The organism is Streptomyces sp. R33 (assembly GCF_041200175.1).
In the GTDB taxonomy this organism is placed as follows: Bacteria; Actinomycetota; Actinomycetes; order Streptomycetales; family Streptomycetaceae; genus Streptomyces; species Streptomyces katrae_B.
In genome coordinates this window covers 6,800,267-6,819,569 of record NZ_CP165727.1, presented here as the reverse complement: position 1 = coordinate 6,819,569, position 19,303 = coordinate 6,800,267, and the positions used below count along the sequence as shown (strand labels likewise).

At 71.3% G+C, this 19,303-nt stretch carries 17 protein-coding genes; 2 read left to right on the top strand and 15 right to left on the bottom strand.

Going from position 1 to position 19,303, the window contains the following annotated elements:
- Positions 1-72 precede the first annotated feature (72 nt).
- Positions 73-1,302 (top strand): DUF349 domain-containing protein, encoded by a 1,230-nt coding sequence (locus AB5J51_RS31385; RefSeq protein WP_053786053.1) that lies wholly within the window; start codon positions 73-75, stop codon positions 1,300-1,302.
- A 90-nt stretch (positions 1,303-1,392) separates the two neighbouring features.
- Here the strand turns inward: AB5J51_RS31385 and AB5J51_RS31380 are convergent, their stop codons facing one another.
- The 15 genes from AB5J51_RS31380 to pgsA all read right to left on the bottom strand — a co-directional run bounded on the left by AB5J51_RS31380 (position 1,393) and on the right by pgsA (position 16,722).
- Positions 1,393-3,816, bottom strand: a complete 2,424-nt coding sequence (locus AB5J51_RS31380; protein ID WP_053786052.1) for a bifunctional (p)ppGpp synthetase/guanosine-3',5'-bis(diphosphate) 3'-pyrophosphohydrolase — start codon at positions 3,814-3,816, stop codon at positions 1,393-1,395.
- A gap of 275 nt (positions 3,817-4,091) precedes the next feature.
- Positions 4,092-4,643 carry an adenine phosphoribosyltransferase gene (locus AB5J51_RS31375; protein WP_136224312.1) on the bottom strand — a complete coding sequence of 184 codons (552 nt, stop codon included), beginning with the start codon at positions 4,641-4,643 and terminating at the stop codon, positions 4,092-4,094.
- Positions 4,640-5,698, bottom strand: coding sequence for a protein translocase subunit SecF (gene secF / locus AB5J51_RS31370; protein WP_053786050.1), 1,059 nt, complete (start codon positions 5,696-5,698; stop codon positions 4,640-4,642). The genes AB5J51_RS31375 and secF overlap by 4 nt, the downstream gene beginning before the upstream one ends.
- Before the next feature lie 3 nt (positions 5,699-5,701).
- Complete coding sequence (gene secD, locus AB5J51_RS31365) at positions 5,702-7,480, bottom strand: protein translocase subunit SecD (protein WP_053786049.1); 1,779 nt, start codon at positions 7,478-7,480, stop codon at positions 5,702-5,704.
- A gap of 155 nt (positions 7,481-7,635) precedes the next feature.
- Positions 7,636-8,124 carry a preprotein translocase subunit YajC gene (gene yajC, locus AB5J51_RS31360; protein WP_369779164.1) on the bottom strand — a complete coding sequence of 163 codons (489 nt, stop codon included), beginning with the start codon at positions 8,122-8,124 and terminating at the stop codon, positions 7,636-7,638.
- 164 nt (positions 8,125-8,288) lie between these two features.
- A complete protein-coding gene (gene ruvB / locus AB5J51_RS31355) occupies positions 8,289-9,350 on the bottom strand; it encodes a Holliday junction branch migration DNA helicase RuvB (protein WP_133898554.1) in 1,062 nt (353 codons plus the stop codon).
- A 189-nt stretch (positions 9,351-9,539) separates the two neighbouring features.
- Complete coding sequence (ruvA, locus tag AB5J51_RS31350) at positions 9,540-10,160, bottom strand: Holliday junction branch migration protein RuvA (protein ID WP_369779163.1); 621 nt, start codon at positions 10,158-10,160, stop codon at positions 9,540-9,542.
- Complete coding sequence (gene ruvC / locus AB5J51_RS31345) at positions 10,157-10,687, bottom strand: crossover junction endodeoxyribonuclease RuvC (RefSeq protein WP_369779162.1); 531 nt, start codon at positions 10,685-10,687, stop codon at positions 10,157-10,159. The genes ruvA and ruvC overlap by 4 nt, the downstream gene beginning before the upstream one ends.
- A 112-nt stretch (positions 10,688-10,799) precedes the next feature.
- The gene (locus AB5J51_RS31340) at positions 10,800-11,552 is read right to left on the bottom strand and encodes a YebC/PmpR family DNA-binding transcriptional regulator (protein WP_053786045.1); all 753 of its coding nucleotides are present in this window, start codon (positions 11,550-11,552) and stop codon (positions 10,800-10,802) included.
- Positions 11,553-11,609: 57 nt separating this feature from the next.
- The gene (gene pdxT / locus AB5J51_RS31335) at positions 11,610-12,200 is read right to left on the bottom strand and encodes a pyridoxal 5'-phosphate synthase glutaminase subunit PdxT (protein ID WP_030294531.1); all 591 of its coding nucleotides are present in this window, start codon (positions 12,198-12,200) and stop codon (positions 11,610-11,612) included.
- A 5-nt stretch (positions 12,201-12,205) separates the two neighbouring features.
- Positions 12,206-13,123 carry a pyridoxal 5'-phosphate synthase lyase subunit PdxS gene (pdxS, locus tag AB5J51_RS31330; protein ID WP_030294529.1) on the bottom strand — a complete coding sequence of 306 codons (918 nt, stop codon included), beginning with the start codon at positions 13,121-13,123 and terminating at the stop codon, positions 12,206-12,208.
- 172 nt (positions 13,124-13,295) lie between these two features.
- The gene (locus AB5J51_RS31325) at positions 13,296-13,835 is read right to left on the bottom strand and encodes a membrane protein (protein WP_030294527.1); all 540 of its coding nucleotides are present in this window, start codon (positions 13,833-13,835) and stop codon (positions 13,296-13,298) included.
- Between the two features lie 150 nt (positions 13,836-13,985).
- Positions 13,986-15,155, bottom strand: a complete 1,170-nt coding sequence (locus tag AB5J51_RS31320; protein ID WP_053786044.1) for a glycosyltransferase family 4 protein — start codon at positions 15,153-15,155, stop codon at positions 13,986-13,988.
- Positions 15,152-16,057: a phosphatidylinositol mannoside acyltransferase gene (locus AB5J51_RS31315; protein WP_369779161.1), complete on the bottom strand. Its 906-nt coding sequence runs from the start codon at positions 16,055-16,057 to the stop codon at positions 15,152-15,154. The genes AB5J51_RS31320 and AB5J51_RS31315 overlap by 4 nt, the downstream gene beginning before the upstream one ends.
- A complete protein-coding gene (gene pgsA, locus AB5J51_RS31310) occupies positions 16,057-16,722 on the bottom strand; it encodes a phosphatidylinositol phosphate synthase (protein WP_053786042.1) in 666 nt (221 codons plus the stop codon). Before pgsA ends, AB5J51_RS31315 begins: the two co-directional genes overlap by 1 nt.
- A gap of 242 nt (positions 16,723-16,964) precedes the next feature.
- Here pgsA and AB5J51_RS31305 point away from each other — a divergent pair, with 242 nt between their 5' ends.
- Positions 16,965-19,160: an elongation factor G-like protein EF-G2 gene (locus tag AB5J51_RS31305; RefSeq protein ID WP_369779160.1), complete on the top strand. Its 2,196-nt coding sequence runs from the start codon at positions 16,965-16,967 to the stop codon at positions 19,158-19,160.
- Positions 19,161-19,303 lie beyond the last annotated feature (143 nt).

The window sequence follows — 19,303 nt, the reverse complement described above, 5'->3', positions numbered from 1 at the left end:
TGCCCGCCCCAGGAAACTGTGGACGATGCCCAGGGGGTGAACCCCTCGCAGGCATCAGGTGGAGGAGGCGCTGTGAGCAGCGACCCGTGGGGCCGCGTCGACGAGACGGGCACCGTGTACGTGCGTACTGCCGAGGGCGAGAAGGTCGTCGGCTCTTGGCAGGCGGGCACCCCTGAGGAGGCCCTGGCCTACTTCGAGCGCAAGTACGAGGGCCTGGTGGTCGAGATCGGCCTCCTCGAACGGCGGGTGCGGACCACCGATCTGTCCGCCAAGGACGCGCAGACGGCCATCGACCACCTGCGCACGCAGGTGGAAGAGCACCACGCCGTGGGCGACCTCGACGCCCTGCGCGTCCGGCTGGACAAGCTGGTCGCGACCGTGGACTCGCGGCGCGAGGAGCGCAAGGTCCAGAAGGCCAAGCAGACGGACGAGGCCCGTGCGGCCAAGGACGCGCTGGTGGCCGAGGCCGAGCAGCTGGCGCAGAGCGACCAGTGGCGCAGTGCGGGCGAGCGGCTGCGCGCCCTGGTGGACACCTGGAAGGGTCTGCCGCGCCTCGACCGCAAGTCGGACGACGAGCTGTGGCACCGCTTCTCGCACGCCCGTTCCGCCTTCTCCAAGCGCCGCAAGGCGCACTTCGCCTCGCTCGACGCGCAGCGCGAGGACGCCCGCAAGGTCAAGGAGAAGCTGGTCGCGGAGGCCGAGTCGCTGTCGAAGTCGACCGACTGGGGTCCGACGGCCGCCCGCTACCGCGAGCTGATGGCGGACTGGAAGGCGGCGGGCCGGGCGCAGCGCGAGGCCGAGGACGACCTGTGGAACCGCTTCCGCGGTGCGCAGGACGTGTTCTTCGCGGCGCGCGGTGAGGTGTTCGCGGAGCGCGACGCCGAGCAGGTGGAGAACCTGAAGCTGAAGGAGGAGCTGGCCGACGAGGCCGAGAAGCTCGTTCCCGTGACGGACCTGAAGGCGGCCCGGGCCGCGTTCCGCTCCCTCAACGAGCGCTGGGAGGGCATCGGCCACGTGCCGCGCGACGCCCGCCCGAAGGTCGAGGGCCGGATGCACGCGGTGGAGCGGGCCATCCAGGAGGCCGAGGAGGGCGAGTGGCGTCGTACGAACCCGGAGGCGCGGGCCCGTGCGGCCGGTCTGACGGGTCAGCTGCAGGCGGCGGTCGACAAGCTGCGTGAGCAGATCGACGCGGCCCGTGCCGCGGGCAACAACGCGAAGGCCGACAAGCTGGCCCGCGAGCTCGAGGGCCGCCAGGCCCTGCTGGACCAGGCGCTGAAGGGCCTGGAGGAGTTCGGCGGCTAGTCACGGCCTGTACGAGGGCCCCGGTACGCCATGGCGTACCGGAGCCCTCGTACGTGCTCTGCCTGCTCCGCGTGCCCTGCGCGCGCTCGGCTAGGGCCGGCGGGCCGAGGTGACGCGGTAGACGTCGTAGACGCCCTCCACGCCGCGTACGGCCTTCAGGACGTGTCCCAGGTGCTTCGGGTCGCCCATCTCGAAGGTGAAGCGGGAGGTGGCCACCCGGTCGCGGGAGGTCTGGACGGCCGCGGAGAGGATGTTCACGTGCTGGTCCGACAGGACCCGGGTGACGTCCGACAGCAGCCGGGACCGGTCCAGCGCCTCGACCTGGATGGCGACCAGGAAGACCGAGGACTGGGTCGGCGCCCATTCGACTTCCAGCATCCGCTCGGGCTGCTGGGAGAGGGAGTCCACGTTGACGCAGTCGGCGCGGTGAACCGATACGCCACTGCCGCGGGTGACGAACCCGATGATCGGGTCACCCGGCACCGGGGTGCAGCAGCGGGCCAGCTTGACCCAGACGTCCTCGACGCCCTTGACGACCACGCCGGGGTCGGCGTTGCCGCGCCGCTTCCCGCGGGCGCGGGACGGCGGGACGCTCTCCTCGATGTCCTCGTTCGCGGCCTCCTCGCCGCCGAGGGCCTGCACCAGCTTCTGTACGACGCCCTGCGCGGCCACGTGGCCCTCGCCGATCGCCGCGTACAGGGAGGAGATGTCCGGGTAGCGCATCTCGTGGGCGAGGGTGACGAGCGAGTCGCCGGTGAGGATCCGCTGGATCGGCAGGTTCTGCTTGCGCATGGCCCGCGCGATGGCGTCCTTGCCGTGCTCGATGGCCTCGTCGCGGCGCTCCTTGGAGAACCAGCCGCGGATCTTGTTGCGGGCCCGCGGGGACTTGACGAAGCCGAGCCAGTCGCGGGACGGCCCCGCGCCCTCGGCCTTGGAGGTGAAGACCTCGACGAGGTCGCCGTTGTCGAGGGTCGACTCGAGCGGGACGAGCCGGCCGTTGACGCGTGCGCCTATGGTCCGGTGGCCGACTTCGGTGTGGACGGCGTACGCGAAGTCCACCGGGGTGGCGCCCGCGGGCAGCGCGATGACGTCGCCCTTGGGCGTGAAGACGAAGACCTCGTTGCGGGAGAGGTCGAAGCGCAGGGAGTCGAGGAACTCGCCCGGGTCCTCGGTCTCCTTCTGCCAGTCCAGCAGCTGGCGCAGCCAGGCCATGTCGTTGACGGTGTCCTGGCCGGCGCTGCCCTTGGCGGCCTGCGGGACGTCGGTGCGGACCTTGGAGGTGCCGGCGACGGTCTGCTGCTTGTACTTCCAGTGGGCGGCGATGCCGTACTCGGCGCGGCGGTGCATGTCGAACGTGCGGATCTGGAGCTCGACGGGCTTGCCGCTGGGTCCGATGACCGTCGTGTGGAGCGACTGGTACATGTTGAACTTGGGCATCGCGATGTAGTCCTTGAACCGGCCGGGGACCGGATTCCATCGCGCGTGCACGGTGCCGAGGGCCGCGTAGCAGTCCCGTACGGTGTCGACGAGGACGCGGATGCCGACCAGGTCGTAGATCTCCGCGAAGTCGCGGCCGCGGACGATCATCTTCTGGTAGACGCTGTAGTAGTGCTTGGGCCGGCCGGTGACGGTGGCCTTGATGCGGGCGGCCCGCAGATCGGTCTGCACCTCGTCGGTGACGACGGTGAGGTACTCGTCGCGCTTGGGCGCGCGCTCGGCGACGAGGCGGACGATCTCGTCGTACATCTTGGGGTAGAGGATCGCGAAGGCGAGGTCCTCGAGCTCCCACTTGATCGTGTTCATGCCCAGCCGGTGCGCCAGCGGGGCGTAGATCTCGAGGGTCTCGCGGGCCTTCTTCTCCTGCTTCTCCCGCTTGAGGTAGCGCATGGTGCGCATGTTGTGCAGCCGGTCGGCGAGCTTGATCACGAGGACCCGGGGGTCCTTGGCCATCGCCACGACCATCTTGCGGACGGTCTCGGCCTGGGCGGCTTCGCCGAACTTGACCCGGTCGAGCTTGGTGACGCCGTCCACGAGCAGGGCCACGGCGTCGCCGAAGTCGCGGCGCAGGTCCTCCAGCCCGTACTCGGTGTCCTCGACGGTGTCGTGCAGCAGGCCGGCCATCAGGGTGGCCGGGTCCATGCCCAGCTCGGCGAGGATGGTCGTCACCGCGAGCGGGTGGGTGATGTACGGGTCGCCGCTCTTGCGCTTCTGGCCGCGGTGCCAGCGCTCGGCGACCTGGTACGCCTGCTCGATCTGGCGCAGCGTGGCCGTTTCGATCTTCGGGTCGTTGCTGCGGACTATACGGAGCAGCGGTTCCAGTACCGGGTTGTACGGGTTGGAACGCTGGACGCCGAGGCGGGCGAGGCGGGCGCGCACGCGGTTGGAGGACCCGGCCGACTTCGCGGGCGCGGGCTTCACGGGCGGGGCCGGCGGGGGCGTGGCGGGGGGCGCCGCGGCCTGCTCGGCCTGCGGGTCGGGCTGCGCGGCGGAGAGTGGCTGGACCTCGTCTGGCAAGAGCGCTCCTCTGGGGGTCCCCCCGGGACGAAGTGTGGGGGAGGATCCGGTGCCCGTGTCCGGTCCGGATAACCCATGGTAGCGATGCTTCCGGCCGCTCGTTCGCCGAGCCTCCTGTCAATGCGGGTCCGCTGCCGCGGCTCCGCCCCGGGAATTTCAGCCCCGCCGGCGTTCGAGGCGCGGAGGTCCGGGGGCCGGCCCCCGGCAACGGCGCCGCACATGCGAACGGCGGGCACCCGGGTTGGCCCGGATACCCGCCGCTCGGCAGATGGAGGTCAGACGACGATCAGGGCGTCCAGCGGGGCACCGCCCAGAGCAGCGCCCAGCTTGGCGCGGCCCGGCAGGAACGACAGCTCCATCAGGACCGCCACACCGGCGACCTCGGCCCCGGCCCGCCGGATCAGCGTCAGCGAGGCTTCGGCGGTGCCACCGGTGGCCAGGACGTCGTCGATGACCATGACCCGGTCACCGGCCGCCAGATCCTCCGCGTGGACCTCGATCTCCGCCGTCCCGTACTCCAGCTCGTACGACTGCGCGAGCGTCGCACCCGGCAGCTTCCCGGCCTTGCGCACCGGCACGAAGCCGATGCCCGCCTGGACCGCCACCGGCGCCGCGAGGATGAACCCGCGCGCCTCCAGCCCGACGATCTTCGTCGCGCCGTACAGCCCGGCCAGCTCCACCAGCACGTCCGTCAGGGCCGCGAAGGCCTTGGGGTCGGCCAGCAGCGGGGTGATGTCCTTGAACATCACACCCGGCTTCGGGTAGTCCGGGACGTCCTTGATCCGGCTGAGCAGCAGCTCGCGCGCCTCGGGTGACAGCGCGCTCACCGGCGCCGCCCCGGCCGGCCCTGGGCCACGACCTGCGGGGCGTCGCCCGCCTCCTGGCCCTCGCCGTCCGCGGACTCACCCTTCGCCGCAGCGGCCGCCCGCTTGGCGAGCACCCGCTTCTTCAGGGCCTTCATCGCCGGCTCGCGCTCCTTGAGGTCCACGACCAGCGGGGTCGCGATGAAGATCGAGGAGTACGCACCGGCCGCGAGGCCGACGAACAGCGACAGCGAGATGTCGTTCAGCATGCCGGCGCCCAGGAAGCCGCCGCCGATGAAGAGCAGCGCTCCGACCGGGAGCAGCGCCACGACCGTGGTGTTGATCGAGCGGACCAGGGTGCCGTTGATGCTGCGGTTGGCGATCTCGCTGAACGTGTAGCGGGTCTGCTTGGTGATGTCCTTCGAGCCCTCCTTCAGACCGTCGAAGACGACGACGGTGTCGTAGAGGGAGTAACCGAGGATCGTCAGCAGACCGATCACGGTGCCCGGCGTGACCTCGAAGCCGACCAGCGCGTACACGCCGACGGTGATGGTGAGGTCGTGGATCAGGGCGATCAGTGCCGCGACCGCCATCCGCCACTCGAAGGCGATGGCGAGGTAGATCACCACGAGGATCATGAAGACGCCGAGGCCGGTCCAGGCCTTGTTCGCGATCTGGTCGCCCCAGCTGGGGCCGACCAGGTCCGCGTTGATGTCGGCCTCGGTGACCTTGAGGTCGGTGGCGAGCTGCTTCTTGACGCCCGCCGCGTCGTTCGTGTCCAGACCCGAGATCTGGATGCGCATGCCGCCCGTGCCGAGCTCCTGGACGATCGCGTCGTGGCCCGAGGCCTTCTCCGCGGCCTCGGTCGCCCTGGCGACGGAGACGGCCGTCTTCGGGGTGGTGAAGACGGCACCGCCCTTGAACTCGATGCCCATGTTGAGGCCCTGAACGGCCAGGGCCACGATCGCCGTGATGGTGATCAGGATGGAAACGCCGTACCAGATGAAACGCTTGCCGACGAAGTCGTAGCCGACCTCACCGCGGTACAGCCTGGCGCCGAGATCTCCCAGCTTCGACATCTCTCACGCCTCCTTTGCGTCGACGGGAGCGGTGACGGAGCCGGTACGGCGGGACCGGCGCAGCGGCGGCTTGGCGCCGAGCCGCTTCGGGTCCAGTCCGGACCACGGGTGACCGCTGGAGAAGAACTTCGTACGGGCCATCAGCGTCATGATCGGCTTGGTGAAGAGGAACACCACGACCACGTCGAGCAGGGTGGTCAGACCCAGCGTGAAGGCGAAGCCCTGCACCTTGCCGACAGTGACGATGAACAGCACCGCAGCGGCCAGGAACGACACGAAGTCGGACACCAGGATGGTGCGCCGGGCACGCGGCCAGGCCCGCTCCACGGCCGGGCGCAGGGTGCGGCCCTCGCGGATCTCGTCGCGGATGCGCTCGAAGTACACGATGAACGAGTCCGCCGTGATGCCGATCGCGACGATCGCACCGCAGACGGCGGGCAGGTTCAGCGCGAAGCCGATGCCCTTTCCGAGCAGCGCCATGATCGTGTAGGTGAGGATCGCGGACACCAGGAGGCTGACGATGGCGATGAAGGCCAGGCCCCGGTAGTACACGAGCAGGTAGATCACCACGAGGATGAGGCCGATGGCACCGGCGATGAGGCCGGCCTTCAGCTGCTCGCCGCCGAGCGCGGCGGTGACGGTGGTGACGCTGTCCTCGCTGAAGGAGAGCGGCAGCGCGCCGTACGAGAGCATGTTGCCCAGGTCCTGCGCGGACTGCTGGTTGAAGCCGCCGGAGATCTCGGCGTTGCCGCCGGTCAGCGCCTGGCTCACGGACGGGTCGGAGACGACCTCGCCGTCGAGCACGATCGCGAACTGGTTCTGCGGCATCTGCTTGGTGGCCAGCTCACCGGTGATCTTGGCGAACTTGTCGGCGCCCTTGTCGGTGAACTGCATGGTGACGATCCACTGGCCGCGCTGCGGGTCGATGACGCCCTTGGCGTCCTTGACGTCCGTACCGGCGACACCGGCGGGGCCGAGGATCCACTTGCCCCAGGCGTCGCCGCGCTTGCCACAGGCCAGCGTCGCGTCCTCGGGCTTGGCGCCCTTGCCGGCGGCGGTGCGCTGCGCCTCGTTGGTGCAGTCCAGCGCGGCGAACTTCGCCTGCAGGTCGGCGGCGGCCGCCTCGATGCCGGACGGGGCCGGGGTCGGGGTCGGAGCCTTGTTGTCGTCTGCCTTCTTCGACTCGCTCGCCGAGGGCGAGGGAGTGGCGGTGGCGCCCGGGGCCTTGAGGGCCTCGCTGAGCGCACGGCCCTGGGAAGTGGCGCTGGACGACGGGGTGGCCGAGGCGCCGGGCTTGCCGCTGCTCTCGGCCTTCGGGGCGCCGGAGCTGCTCGCGGAGGGGCTCGGCGTCGCCTCGGGGGCTGCCGGGGCACCGTCGGCGAAGGCCAGGACCGGGCGGAAGTACAGCTGGGCGGTGGTGCCGACCTGCTCGCGAGCCTGCTTCTCGTTCGTCCCCTTGGGGATGTTCACGATGATGTGGTCGCGGCCCTGCGTCTGGACCTCGGACTCCGACACACCGAGACCGTTGACACGGCGCTCGATGATGCCGACCGCCGTCTCCATGTTGGTCTTGTTGATCGCGTCCGGCTTGCCGGGCTCGCTCTTGGCCTTGAGCGTGATGCTCGTACCGCCCGCGAGGTCGATGCCGAGCCGGGGGGTCGTCTGCTTCGTGAGGAACATCCCCGCGGTGAGCGCCACCATCGCGATCAGGATGATGGCCAGGGCGCGCCCCGGCCTCCCCTGAGCCCCCGTGGGCCGCCGGCCCTTCTTCGGTGCTGCCACCTTGTCGTATCTCCCTGTCCAACCGCCCCGCGCCGGGTCAGCGCGCGGACGGCCACGAAAAATGTGTGGTGGGGACCCCTGCCCCCCGCAGAAGTGTCACTGACGGGGACCGCACCGGCCGCCGGTCAGGCGCCTGCACGGTCCCCGGCCGCGCGCTACTTCGTGCCGGCCTCGCCGTCGGCCTTGCCGTCCTTGGGCTCCGAGTCGTCCGACGCGTCGGCCTTGGGCTCGTCCTTCTTGCCCAGGTCGAGCTTCGGGGCCTCGTCCTCGGCCTTGTCCTCGGCCTTGTCCGCGTCCTTGTCCAGGGTCAGCGAGGAGGCGTCGTCCGGGACGACCGGCGTGTCGATCGTCAGATCATCACCGGCACCGTGGACGATGCGGTTGTACTCCGCGTCTTCCAGGACGGCGCCGATGGCGTTCTTCGCGTAGATCGCGTGAACACCGGGGGCCACCTCGAGGGTGACGGTGTCGTCGCCGATCTCCTTCACCGTGGCGTACATGCCGCCGATGGTGCGGACACCGGTGCCGGGCGTCATGTGGTCACGCATCTGCGCGGCCGCCTGCTGCTTCTTCTTCGCGGAGCGGGTCATCAGGAACATCGCCCCGATGAGCACGATGAACGGGAGGAGTGTCACGAGATTCACGGGACGGAGATCCTTCGCACGACCGCACGGGAGACGGCCTTTTTCTACGGGGGTGGGCATGCCGACCTGAAGGGTCGGCATCGGCGGAGTCTAGGCGAGTCCGCACCGATGGAACAACGCCCAGCATGGCACCGCAGTTCCTGAGCGGGCGAACCTCCGCGCCGTCAGGCCCCGAACAAGCCCTGTTGTCCGCTTGATCCGCTCCCGCCGTGCTGCGGCGGGACGAGTCCCAGGTGGGCCCATGCCGCGGGGGTCGCGACCCGGCCCCTGGGGGTACGGGCGAGCAGCCCCTCCCGTACCAGGAACGGCTCGGCGACCTCCTCCACGGTCTCGCGCTCCTCTCCGACGGCGACGGCGAGGGTGGACAGCCCGACGGGGCCGCCGCCGAACAGCTTGAGCAGGGCTTCGAGCACGGCCCGGTCCAGCCGGTCGAGCCCGCGCGCGTCCACCTCGTACACCTGCAGGGCGGTGCCGGCCACCTCGCGGTTGATCACCCCGTCGGCCCTGACCTGCGCATAGTCCCGGACGCGGCGCAGCAGGCGGTTGGCGATGCGCGGGGTGCCGCGGGAGCGGCCGGCGATCTCGGCGGCGCCGGCGGTGTCGATCTCCACGTCGAGGAGGCGGGCGGAGCGGTGAATGACGCGTTCCAGCTCCTCGGGGGCGTAGAACTCCATGTGCCCGGTGAAGCCGAAGCGGTCGCGCAGGGGCGGCGGGAGCAGGCCGGCGCGGGTCGTCGCCCCGACGAGGGTGAAGGGCGGCAGCTCGAGGGGGATGGCGGTGGCCCCGGGCCCCTTGCCGACGATCACGTCGACGCGGAAGTCCTCCATGGCCATGTACAGCATCTCCTCGGCGGGCCGGGACATGCGGTGGATCTCGTCGAGGAAGAGGACCTCGCCCTCCTGGAGGGAGGACAGGATCGCGGCGAGGTCGCCGGCGTGCTGGATGGCGGGGCCGGAGGTGATCCGGATGGGCGCGCCCATCTCGGCGGCGATGATCATGGAGAGGGTGGTCTTGCCGAGGCCGGGCGCGCCGGAGAGCAGGACGTGATCGGCGGTGGCGCCGCGCTGGCGGGCCGCCTTGAGGACGAGGTCCAGCTGCTGACGGACCTTCTCCTGGCCGACGAACTCGCCGAGGTCCTTGGGGCGCAGCGCCGCCTCGACGGCGGTGTCCTCGCCGTCTGCTGCCGCCGCCACGATCCGGTCGTCGCTCTCGTCATCCCAGTTCACGCTGTCAGTCTGCCTTCTCGGTTCGTACGGTGGTCTCTGCCGGGCCGCCGGCGCCCTGCGGGGGCTGCTCCCCCCTCCCCGCGCTTCTCCCGTTCACCGGTCTGCGCCGGGACCCCGCCGGTGCGGCGCCGCTGAGGGGGCCGGCCCCCGCGCCCCCGCGCAGCGGTACCCGGCCCGGTGGCGGCGAGGTCAGCGGGCTCGGTTCAGGGACTGGAGGGCCGCCCGGAGGAGCTGGGGGACGGGGACGGAGCCACCGGCCGCGATGGCGGCCTCCGCCTGCGGGGTCACCGCCGAGACCGCTTCCTCCGCCTCCCGGGAGGCGTACCCCAGGCCGATCAGGGCCGCCGAGAGCTGCTCCGTCCAGGGAGCCGGCCCGGAGCTCGCAGGGGCACGCTGCGCGCCCACCAGCGGCGCGCCCAGCTTGTCCTTCAGCTCCAGCAACAGCTTCTGCGCGCCCTTCTTGCCGATCCCGGGGACCGCCATCAGGGCCTTCTCGTCCCCCGTCCCGACGGCCGTCCGCAGCGCGTCCGGACTGTGCACCCCCAGCATCGCCTGCGCGAGCCTCGGACCCACCCCGCTCGCCGTCTGCAGCAGTTCGAAGACCTGCCGCTCGTCGTCGTCGGCGAAGCCGTAGAGCGTCAGCGAGTCCTCCCGGACGACCAGCGACGTCGCCAGCCGCGCCGTTTCCCCCATCCGCAGGCCGGCGATGGTGTTCGGGGTGCACTGCACGGCCATGCCCACTCCCCCGACCTCGATCACGGCCAGGGTGGGGGCGATTGCGGCGACCGGGCCGCTGACGAAGGCGATCATGAGGGGCGGCCTTTCGAGGCGTGCAGGGCGACCGCCTGCTGGAGGCGGTTGTGGGCGGGGGCCCGCCAGATGTGGCAGATGGCGAGGGCGAGGGCGTCCGCGGCGTCGGCGGGCTTGGGCGGGGCGGAGAGCCGCAGCAGCCGGGTCACCATCGCCCCGACCTGCGCTTTGTCGGCCCGGCCGGAGCCGGTGACGGCGGCCTTGACCTCGCTGGGGGTGTGCAGGGCGACCGGTATCCCGCGGCGCGCCGCGCACAGCATGGCAACGGCGCTCGCCTGGGCGGTCCCCATCACCGTGCTGACGTTGTGCTGGCTGAACACCCGCTCCACGGCGACGACTTCGGGCTGGTGGCGCTCCAGCCACTCCTCGATGCCGCGCTCGATCGCGACGAGCCGGTGCCCCAACTCCGCGTCCGCGGGTGTCCGTACGACCCCCACCGCGAGCATCGTCAGCGGACGGCCGGCGACCCCCTCGACCACGCCGACACCGCACCGGGTCAGTCCCGGGTCCACGCCGAGTACGCGCACTGCACCACCCCCCACACTCCGCCGATTGCCAGTGCGTGCAGGCTAACCGGTGGCACTGACAAAGCGGCGGGCCGACGGGGTGTGTCCCCGTCGGCCCGCCGCTGATGCCCGATCAGGCGTCGACCTTCTCCATGACCTCGTCCGAGACGTCGAAGTTGGCGAAGACGTTCTGCACGTCGTCGCTGTCCTCCAGCGCGTCGATCAGCTTGAAGATCTTGCGCGCACCCTCCTCGTCCAGCTCGACCTGCATGGTCGGCAGGAAGTTGGAGTCGGCCGAGTCGTAGTCGATGCCCGCCTGCTGGAGCGCGGTGCGGACCGCGACCATGTCGGTGGCCTCGCTGATGATTTCGAAGCTGTCGCCGAGGTCGTTGACCTCTTCGGCACCGGCCTCGAGCACCGTCTCCAGGACGTCGTCCTCCGAGAGCTCGCCCTTGGGCAGCAGGACGACACCCTTGCGGTTGAACAGGTACGAGACCGAGCCCGGGTCCGCCATCGAGCCGCCGTTGCGGGTCATGGCGACGCGCACGTCGGACGCGGCACGGTTGCGGTTGTCGGTGAGGCACTCGATGAGCACCGCGACGCCGTTCGGACCGTAGCCCTCGTACATGATCGTCTCGTAGTCGGCGCCGCCGGCCTCGAGGCCGCCGCCGCGCTTGACCGCGGAGTCGATGTTCTTGTTCGGGACCGAGCTCTTCTTGGCCTTCTGGATGGCGTCGAAGAGGGTCGGGTTGCCGTCGATGTCGGCACCGCCCATACGGGCCGCGACCTCGATGTTCTTGATCAGCTTCGCGAAGAGCTTGCCGCGCTTGGCATCGATCACGGCCTTCTTGTGCTTCGTCGTAGCCCATTTAGAGTGGCCGGACATCCGCCTGTCTCCTTCGCGTAACCAACAGTGTTCACCTCAGATCCTACCGGGACCTGATTACAGCCCCGCGCGCACCATGTCGACGAAGTACGCGTGGACTCGGTCGTCGCCGGTCAGCTCGGGGTGGAACGAGGTGGCCAGAACGTTGCCCTGGCGCACGGCGACGGTGTGGCCCTCGTACGAGGCGAGCACCTCGGCGGAGGCCCCGACCGACTCGACCCACGGGGCGCGGATGAAGACGCCCTCGACGGGGCCGCCCGCTATGCCGGCGAAATCGATCTTCGCTTCGAAGGACTCGTTCTGGCGGCCGAAGGCGTTGCGGCGGACGATCATGTCGATGCCGCCCAGCGTCTCCTGGTCCTCACGGCCGTCGAGCAGCTTGTCGGCGAGCATGATCATGCCGGCGCAGGTGCCGTACACCGGCATGCCGGCCCGCACGCGCTCGCGCAGCGGCTCGAGCATGCCGAACAGGACGGCGAGCTTCGACATCGTCGTCGACTCGCCGCCGGGAATCACCAGGGCGTCGACCTCGGCGAGCTCCTCGGGGCGCCGGACCGGCCTGGCCACGGCGTCCGCCGCGGCCAGGGCGATCAGGTGCTCCCGTACGTCGCCCTGGAGGGCCAGGACACCGATGACGGGGTTGGTCATGGTGATTACCAGCCGCGGTTGGCGTAGCGCTCGGACTCGGGGAGGGTGTCGCAGTTGATGCCGACCATGGCCTCGCCCAGGTTGCGGGAGGCGTCCGCGATGATCTTCGGGTCGTCGTAGAAGGTGGTGGCCTTCACGATGGCGGCGGCGCGCTTGGCCGGGTCGCCCGACTTGAAGATGCCGGAGCCGACGAAGACGCCCTCGGCGCCGAGCTGGCGCATCAGCGCGGCGTCGGCCGGGGTGGCGACGCCACCGGCGGAGAACAGCACGACCGGGAGCTTGCCGAGCTCGGCGACTTCCTTGACGAGCTCGTACGGGGCGCGCAGCTCCTTGGCGGCGGCGAACAGCTCGTTGTTGTCGTAGCCGCGCAGGCGGGCGATCTCGTTCTTGATCTGGCGCAGGTGGCGGACGGCCTCGACGACGTTGCCGGTGCCGGCCTCGCCCTTGGAGCGGATCATGGCCGCGCCCTCGGCGATGCGGCGCAGGGCCTCGCCCAGGTTGGTGGCACCGCAGACGAAGGGGGTCGTGAACGCCCACTTGTCGGAGTGGTTGACCTCGTCGGCCGGGGTCAGGACCTCGGACTCGTCGATGTAGTCGACGCCGAGGGACTGCAGGACCTGGGCCTCGACGAAGTGGCCGATGCGGGACTTGGCCATGACCGGGATGGAGACGGCCTCGATGATCTCTTCGATCATGTTCGGGTCAGACATGCGCGCGACGCCGCCGTCCTTGCGGATGTCGGCGGGGACCCGCTCGAGGGCCATGACGGCCACGGCGCCGGCGTCCTCGGCGATCTTCGCCTGCTCGGCGTTGACCACGTCCATGATCACGCCGCCCTTGAGCTGCTCGGCCATGCCGCGCTTGACGCGGGAGGTGCCGATCGCGGACTCAGCGGACTGCGGGGTGGAGGGAAGCGTGCTCACGGATTGACCTCACTCGAAGGGAAGACGGGCGCTGCAGTGGTACGCCGCGCAAGTGCTGCGGTGGTACTCCGCCGAGCAAACCCCTCCCGACCAGTCCACCGCAAGGGCCAATGAGGAGCCGGTGGCCTCTTTCAAATTGGCCTTTGGGTACAACTAGGGCCCGCCGGGCCCCCTAGGGACGGTCGGCAAGATCCACCGGAGGCTCGTCGTCCATTTCGAACGCGAGCGGGAACGGGGCGTGGCCGGCCAGCCGGAACCAGCGGACCTTGCGGTGGCGCCGCAGCGCCCGGGCGGCCCGCACGGCGTCGTTGAGGAACCGCCGCGCCATGGGCACCCGGCGGACGGCGGCGGCCAGCTCCTCGGCGGCCGCCTCGCCGCCCGGGGCGGCCTTGAGCACCTCGACCTGGGCGGCATCGGAGAACACCGCGCGCAGCGCCTGGCTGAGCTCGCTCTCGGCGACCTCGCGGTGCTCCTCCTCGGCCTGGCGGGCGGCGTGGGCGGCCTCGTACAGGACGATCGAGGAGGCGGGGTCGAGCGCTCCGGAGGCGGCCACCTCGATCACCACCGAGGCGCGCCGCACGAGCTGCGCGTCGAGGGCGGCGCGGGCGGCGTCCATCCGCGAGTGCAGCCGGTCCAGCCGTCCGGCGGTCCAGCTGAGGTAGACCCCGATGACGCCGAGCGCCAGGGCAGTCCAGACAAGGGTTTCGATCACGGCCCGCGACAATACCCCCTCCCCCCGCACGCGCCCTTCGCGCGGGTCGGCGCATGCGGGCCTCCCCGGCTCCGGCGCGCCGCGGGGGAATCCGTCCGTAGGCGCCGGGCCCGGGAGGGGCTGCCCGGGAGGGGCTCGGGGAGGCGCCCGTCAGGCCGACGGGTCCCGGGTGAGGCCGAGGCGGGTGCGCAGGGGGACGCGCTCGTCCGTGGCCACCGCCGCCGCGCCGTCCGTCACCGTCTCGTACACCGCGAGGATGTCCGCGCCGACCGTCGACCAGTCGAAGCGGCGTACGTGCGCCGAGCCGCGGGTGCTGAGCTCCGCCCGGCGGGCCGGGTCGCGCAGCAGGGCCACGGCGCCGGCGGCCAGCGCGTCCGCGTCCTCGTTGGTGAACAGCTCCCCCGCCGCCCCCTGGTCCAGGACCTGCGCGAACGCGTCCAGGTCGGAGGCGAGCACCGCGGCCCCCGCCGACAGCGCCTCGACGAGGATGATGCCGAAGCTCTCGCCGCCGGTGTTCGGGGCGACGTAGACGTCGACGCTGCGCAGCAGCCGCGCCTTGTCCTCGTCGGAGACCATGCCGAGGAACTCGACCCGCGCCCGCAGGTCGGCGGGCAGGGAGGCCACCGCCTCCTCCTCGTCGCCGCGGCCGGCCACGAGGAGCCGTACGTCCGGGCACTCCTCCACGATGCGCGGGAAGGCCGCCATCAGCACCGGCAGTCCCTTGCGGGGCTCGTCGATCCGGCCGATGAACCCGAGGGTCTGCCCGGACCAGGCCGGATTCGGCTCGGCACCGGCGAAGAAGTCCACGTCGACGCCGTTGGGGATCACGACCGCGTCCCCGCCGAGGTGCTCGACCAGCGTGCGCCGGGCGTACTCGCTCACCGCGATCCGCGCGCTGATCTTCTCCAGCGCCGGCTGCAGGATCGGGTACGCCGCGATCATGGCGCGCGAGCGCGGGTTCGAGGTGTGGAACGTGGCCACGATCGGGCCCTGCGCCGCCCAGCAGGACAGCAGTCCCAGCGAGGGCGAGGCCGGCTCGTGGATGTGGATCACGTCGAAGACGCCGTCGTGCAGCCAGCGCCGCACGCGGGCCGCCGACAGGAAGCCGAAGTTCAGCCGGGCCACCGAGCCGTTGTACGGCACCGGCACCGCCCGCCCCGCCGAGACCACGTACGGCGGCAGCGGCGTCTCGTCGTCCGCCGGGGCCAGCACCGAGACCTCGTGGCCGAGGCGGATCAGGTGCTCGGCGAGGTCCCTGATGTGGAACTGGACGCCGCCGGGCACGTCCCACGAGTACGGGCAGACAATGCCGATCTTCACGCGGAGCGCTCCTCCAGGTCGTCCAGCCACAGCCGCTGCAGCATGTGCCAGTCCTCGGGGTGCTCGGCGATCCCGAGCGCGAAGGCGTCGGCCACGGCCTGGGTCATGCCGGCCGTCTTCTCGTCGCGGGTCCCGGTCTTCGGCACCGCCACCTCGGGGTGGATCCGGCCGTACATCTTCGGCGAGTCCCCGTAGTGCAGGGTTGCCGGGAGCAGTACCGCCCCCGTCTGCTGCGCCAGCAGCGCCGGCCCGGCCGGCATGCGCGCCGCCGAACCGAAGAAGTCCACCTCGACCCCGGAGGCCGACAGGTCGCGATCCGCGACCAGGCACACCAGACCCCCGGAGCGGAGCCGGCGGGCCAGGATCCCGAAGGCCGCGCCGCCGCTGTGGGGCAGCACCTCCATGCCGAGGCTCTCCCGGTAGGCCACGAAGCGGTCGTAGAGGCTCTCCGGCTTCAGCCGCTCGGCGACCGTGGTGAACGGGACGCCGATGTGGCCGATGGCCCACGCTCCGGCGAGGTCCCAATTGGCCAGGTGCGGCAGGGCGACGACGACCCCGCGCCCGGAGGCGAGTGCCTCGCGCAGGAGGTGCTCGTCCTTGAACTCGACGTCCGTGCCGAAACGCTTCGGGTCCATCGTCGGCAGCCGGAAGGATTCCATCCAGTAGCGCATGTACGAGCGCATGCCGGCCTGCGAGAGCTCCCGGAGCCGCTCCGGCCCGGCGTCCGGTACGACTCGAGCCAGGTTCGACTCCAGCCGCAGCACGCTCTTGCCGCGCCTCTTCCACGCGTAGTCGGCGATCCGGCGGCCGAGGGCCACCGCGGCCGGCTCCGACAGCTTCTTCACCCCGGCCCAGCCGAGCCCGTACAGGCCGTCGACCAGCTTGTCCTGCACCCGGCCCATCAGGCCGCGCCGCCCTCGGCCACGGCGGCCGCGGCGTCGGCCTCCGCCGCCTCACGGCGTACGGTGACCACCCGCTGGACCAGCGTGACCAGCGAGCCCACGGCCACGACCCACAGGGCGATGGGCAGCAGCACCCCGATCCAGGACGGCACCCCGAAGGTCTCCAGCCCGGACAGACCAGCTGCGACCAGCGAGATCACCAGCCGCTCGGCGCGCTCGATGAGCCCGTTGACGGCGACCGGCAGCCCGATCGACTCGCCGCGGGCCTTGGTGTACGAGACCACCTGGCCGCTGGCCAGGCAGAAGATCGCCACCGCGCACAGCACGTTGTCGTTCCCGTTGCCCGCGTACCAGAGCGCGAGGCCGCCGAAGATCGCCGCGTCGGCCACCCGGTCGAGCGTCGAGTCGAGGAAGGCGCCCCAGCGGCTGGAGACCCCCGCCTGGCGGGCCATGTTCCCGTCCACCAGGTCGGAGAACACGAACAGGGTGATGGTGATCGTGCCCCAGAAGAACTCCCCCCGGGGGAAGAAGACCAGCGCTCCCGCCACCACTCCGGCCGTGCCGATCAGGGTGACCGCGTCCGGGCTCACCCCCCGCCGGAGGAGGAATGCGGCGAATGGCGTGAGAACACGCGTGAAGAAAGCACGCGCGTACTTGTTCAGCATGGCCTTCCCAGAGGGTCGCTGGGCCGCACGGCCACATCGGCCACCGGCTGGCCCATCGTAGCCAGCGCCCCGGGCCGCCACTGCCGCGCACCCACCGGTTCGCGCCAGACAATCGCCGGTCCGTGTCCGCGACACGCTCCGGACGGCGCCGGGTACTACGTATGGACGCAGTGTGACGCCAGTGCAAAGCTCGAAGGACCCCGATCAACCTCCTCACCGTCACACCGGGAGGCACGAGCACCATGGGAGCCACATCACACCAAGCCGGAGCCGCCGGCAGGGCACCGACGGCCGACCGGCCGTCGTCCGTACGGAACGTCGTGCTGGTCGGCCACAGCGGAGCCGGCAAGACCACGCTGGTCGAGGCCCTCGCCCTGACGGCGGGCGCCGTCAACCGGGCCGGCCGGGTCGAGGACGGCACCGCCGTCTCCGACTACGACGAGATCGAACACCGGCAGCAGCGGTCCGTACAGCTGTCCCTCGTCCCCGTCGAATGGGGCGGAATCAAGATCAACATCCTGGACACCCCCGGATACGCCGACTTCGTCGGCGAGCTCAGGGCCGGTCTGCGCGCCGCCGACGCGGCCCTCTTCGTCGTCTCCTCCTCCGACGGCATCGACGGCGCCACCCGCATGGTCTGGGACGAGTGCGAGGCCGTCGGCATGCCCCGCGCCATCGTCGTCACCCATCTGGAGGCCGCCCGGGCCGACTATGCGCAGATGACCACCGTCTGCGGCGAGATCTTCGGAGCCGACGACCCCGACGCCGTCATCCCGCTCTACCTGCCCCTGTACGGGCCTCCCGGCCCCGACGGGCACGCGCCGGTCGCCGGTCTCCTCGGCCTGCTCTCCCAGCGCGTGTACGACTACACCTCCGGGGAGCGCGTGGAGCGCGATCCCTCGCCCGACGAGCTCGCCCGCATCGCCGACGCCCGCTCCCGCCTCATCGAGGGGATCATCGCGGAGAGCGAGGACGAGAGCCTCATGGACCGCTACCTCGGCGGCGAGGAGATCGACATCAAGACACTCGTCGACGACCTCGAGCGCGCCGTGGCCCGCGGCACCTTCCACCCCGTCCTGATGGCCGCCCCCGCCACCGACGGCGCCCGCCAGGGCCTCGGCACCGTCGAGCTCCTGGAACTGGTCACCGGCGGTTTCCCCACCCCCCTGGAGCGCGCCGCCGTCGCCGTCACCGCCCCGGACGGCGCCGACCGCCCGGCCGTCACCTGCGATCCCGACGGGCCCCTCGTCGCCGAGGTCGTCAAAACCTCCTCCGACCCCTACGTCGGCCGCGTCTCCCTCGTCCGCATCTTCTCCGGCACCCTGCGCCCCGAGGAGACCGTGCACGTCAGCGGCCACGGACTGGCCGACCGCGGGCACGAGGACCACGACGTCGACGAGCGGATCGGCACCCTCACCTCCCCCTTCGGCAAACAGCAGCGCACTCTCACCCAGGCCATCGCCGGCGACCTCGCCTGCGTGGCCAAACTCACCCGCGCCGAGACCGGCGACACCCTCTCGGCCAAGGACCGGCCCCTGCTCATGGAGCCCTGGCCGATGCCCGACCCGCTGCTCCCCCTCGCCATCGAGGCCCACAGCAAGGCCGACGAGGACAAACTCTCCCAGGGTCTGGCCCGGCTCGTCGCAGAGGACCCCACGATGCGGCTGGAACAGAACCCGGACACCCACCAGGTCGTCCTGTGGTGCCTCGGCGAGGCGCACCAGGACGTCGCCCTCGAACGGCTGCGCACCCGCTACGGGGTCCAGGTCGACCCCGTCCCGCACAAGGTGAGCCTGCGCGAGACGTTCGGCGCCAAGGCCGCCGGCCGCGGCCGACACGTCAAACAGTCCGGCGGGCACGGCCAGTTCGCCATCTGCGAGATCGAGGTCGAACCGCTCCCGCCCGGCAGCGGCATCGAGTTCGTCGACAAGGTCGTCGGCGGCGCCGTGCCCCGCCAGTTCATCCCGTCCGTCGAGAAGGGCGTACGCACCCAGGCCGCCCGCGGGGTCGCGGCCGGCTACCCGATGGTCGACGTACGCATCACCCTCCTCGACGGAAAGGCGCACTCGGTGGACTCCTCCGACGCCGCCTTCCAGACCGCGGGCGCCCTCGCCCTGCGCGAAGCCGCCGCCGAGGCCCGCATCCACCTCCTCGAACCGGTCGCCGAGCTCGCCGTCCACGTCCCCGACGAGTACGTCGGCCCCGTCATGAGCGACCTCGCCGGCCGCCGCGGCCGCGTCGTCGGAACCGAACAGGCCGGCCCCGGCCGCACGTGCGTCCGCGCCGAGATCCCCGAGATCGAGATCGGCCGGTACGCCGTCGAACTGCGCTCCGTCTCGCACGGCACGGGCCGCTTCACCCGCGCCTACGCCCGCCACGAAGCCATGCCGCCCCAGATCGCCGACAAGGTCCGGGAACAGGCCGAGAAGGGAACCTGATCGCCGCGGCGCCAGGCGCCGTTGGAAAGCCGCCCACCCAACCCGCTTGCGGTGGGCGGCATTTCCCTGTCCCATGACCATGGGACGAGATACGCCGATAGGCTCATCTGCGCGGCAAAAGAGCACAACGCACAGCGATGGGG

Coding starts and splice junctions, on each gene's coding strand:
- secF (WP_053786050.1), bottom strand. CDS start 5,698: ATGTCGAAGCTGGGAGATCTCGGCGCCAGGCTGTACCGCGGTGAGGTC.
- ruvA (WP_369779163.1), bottom strand. CDS start 10,160: ATGATCGCCTTCGTCAGCGGCCCGGTCGCCGCAATCGCCCCCACCCTG.
- AB5J51_RS31340 (WP_053786045.1), bottom strand. CDS start 11,552: ATGTCCGGCCACTCTAAATGGGCTACGACGAAGCACAAGAAGGCCGTG.
- pdxT (WP_030294531.1), bottom strand. CDS start 12,200: ATGACCAACCCCGTCATCGGTGTCCTGGCCCTCCAGGGCGACGTACGG.
- AB5J51_RS31315 (WP_369779161.1), bottom strand. CDS start 16,057: ATGGGCCGGGTGCAGGACAAGCTGGTCGACGGCCTGTACGGGCTCGGC.
- pgsA (WP_053786042.1), bottom strand. CDS start 16,722: ATGCTGAACAAGTACGCGCGTGCTTTCTTCACGCGTGTTCTCACGCCA.
- AB5J51_RS31305 (WP_369779160.1), top strand. CDS start 16,965: ATGGGAGCCACATCACACCAAGCCGGAGCCGCCGGCAGGGCACCGACG.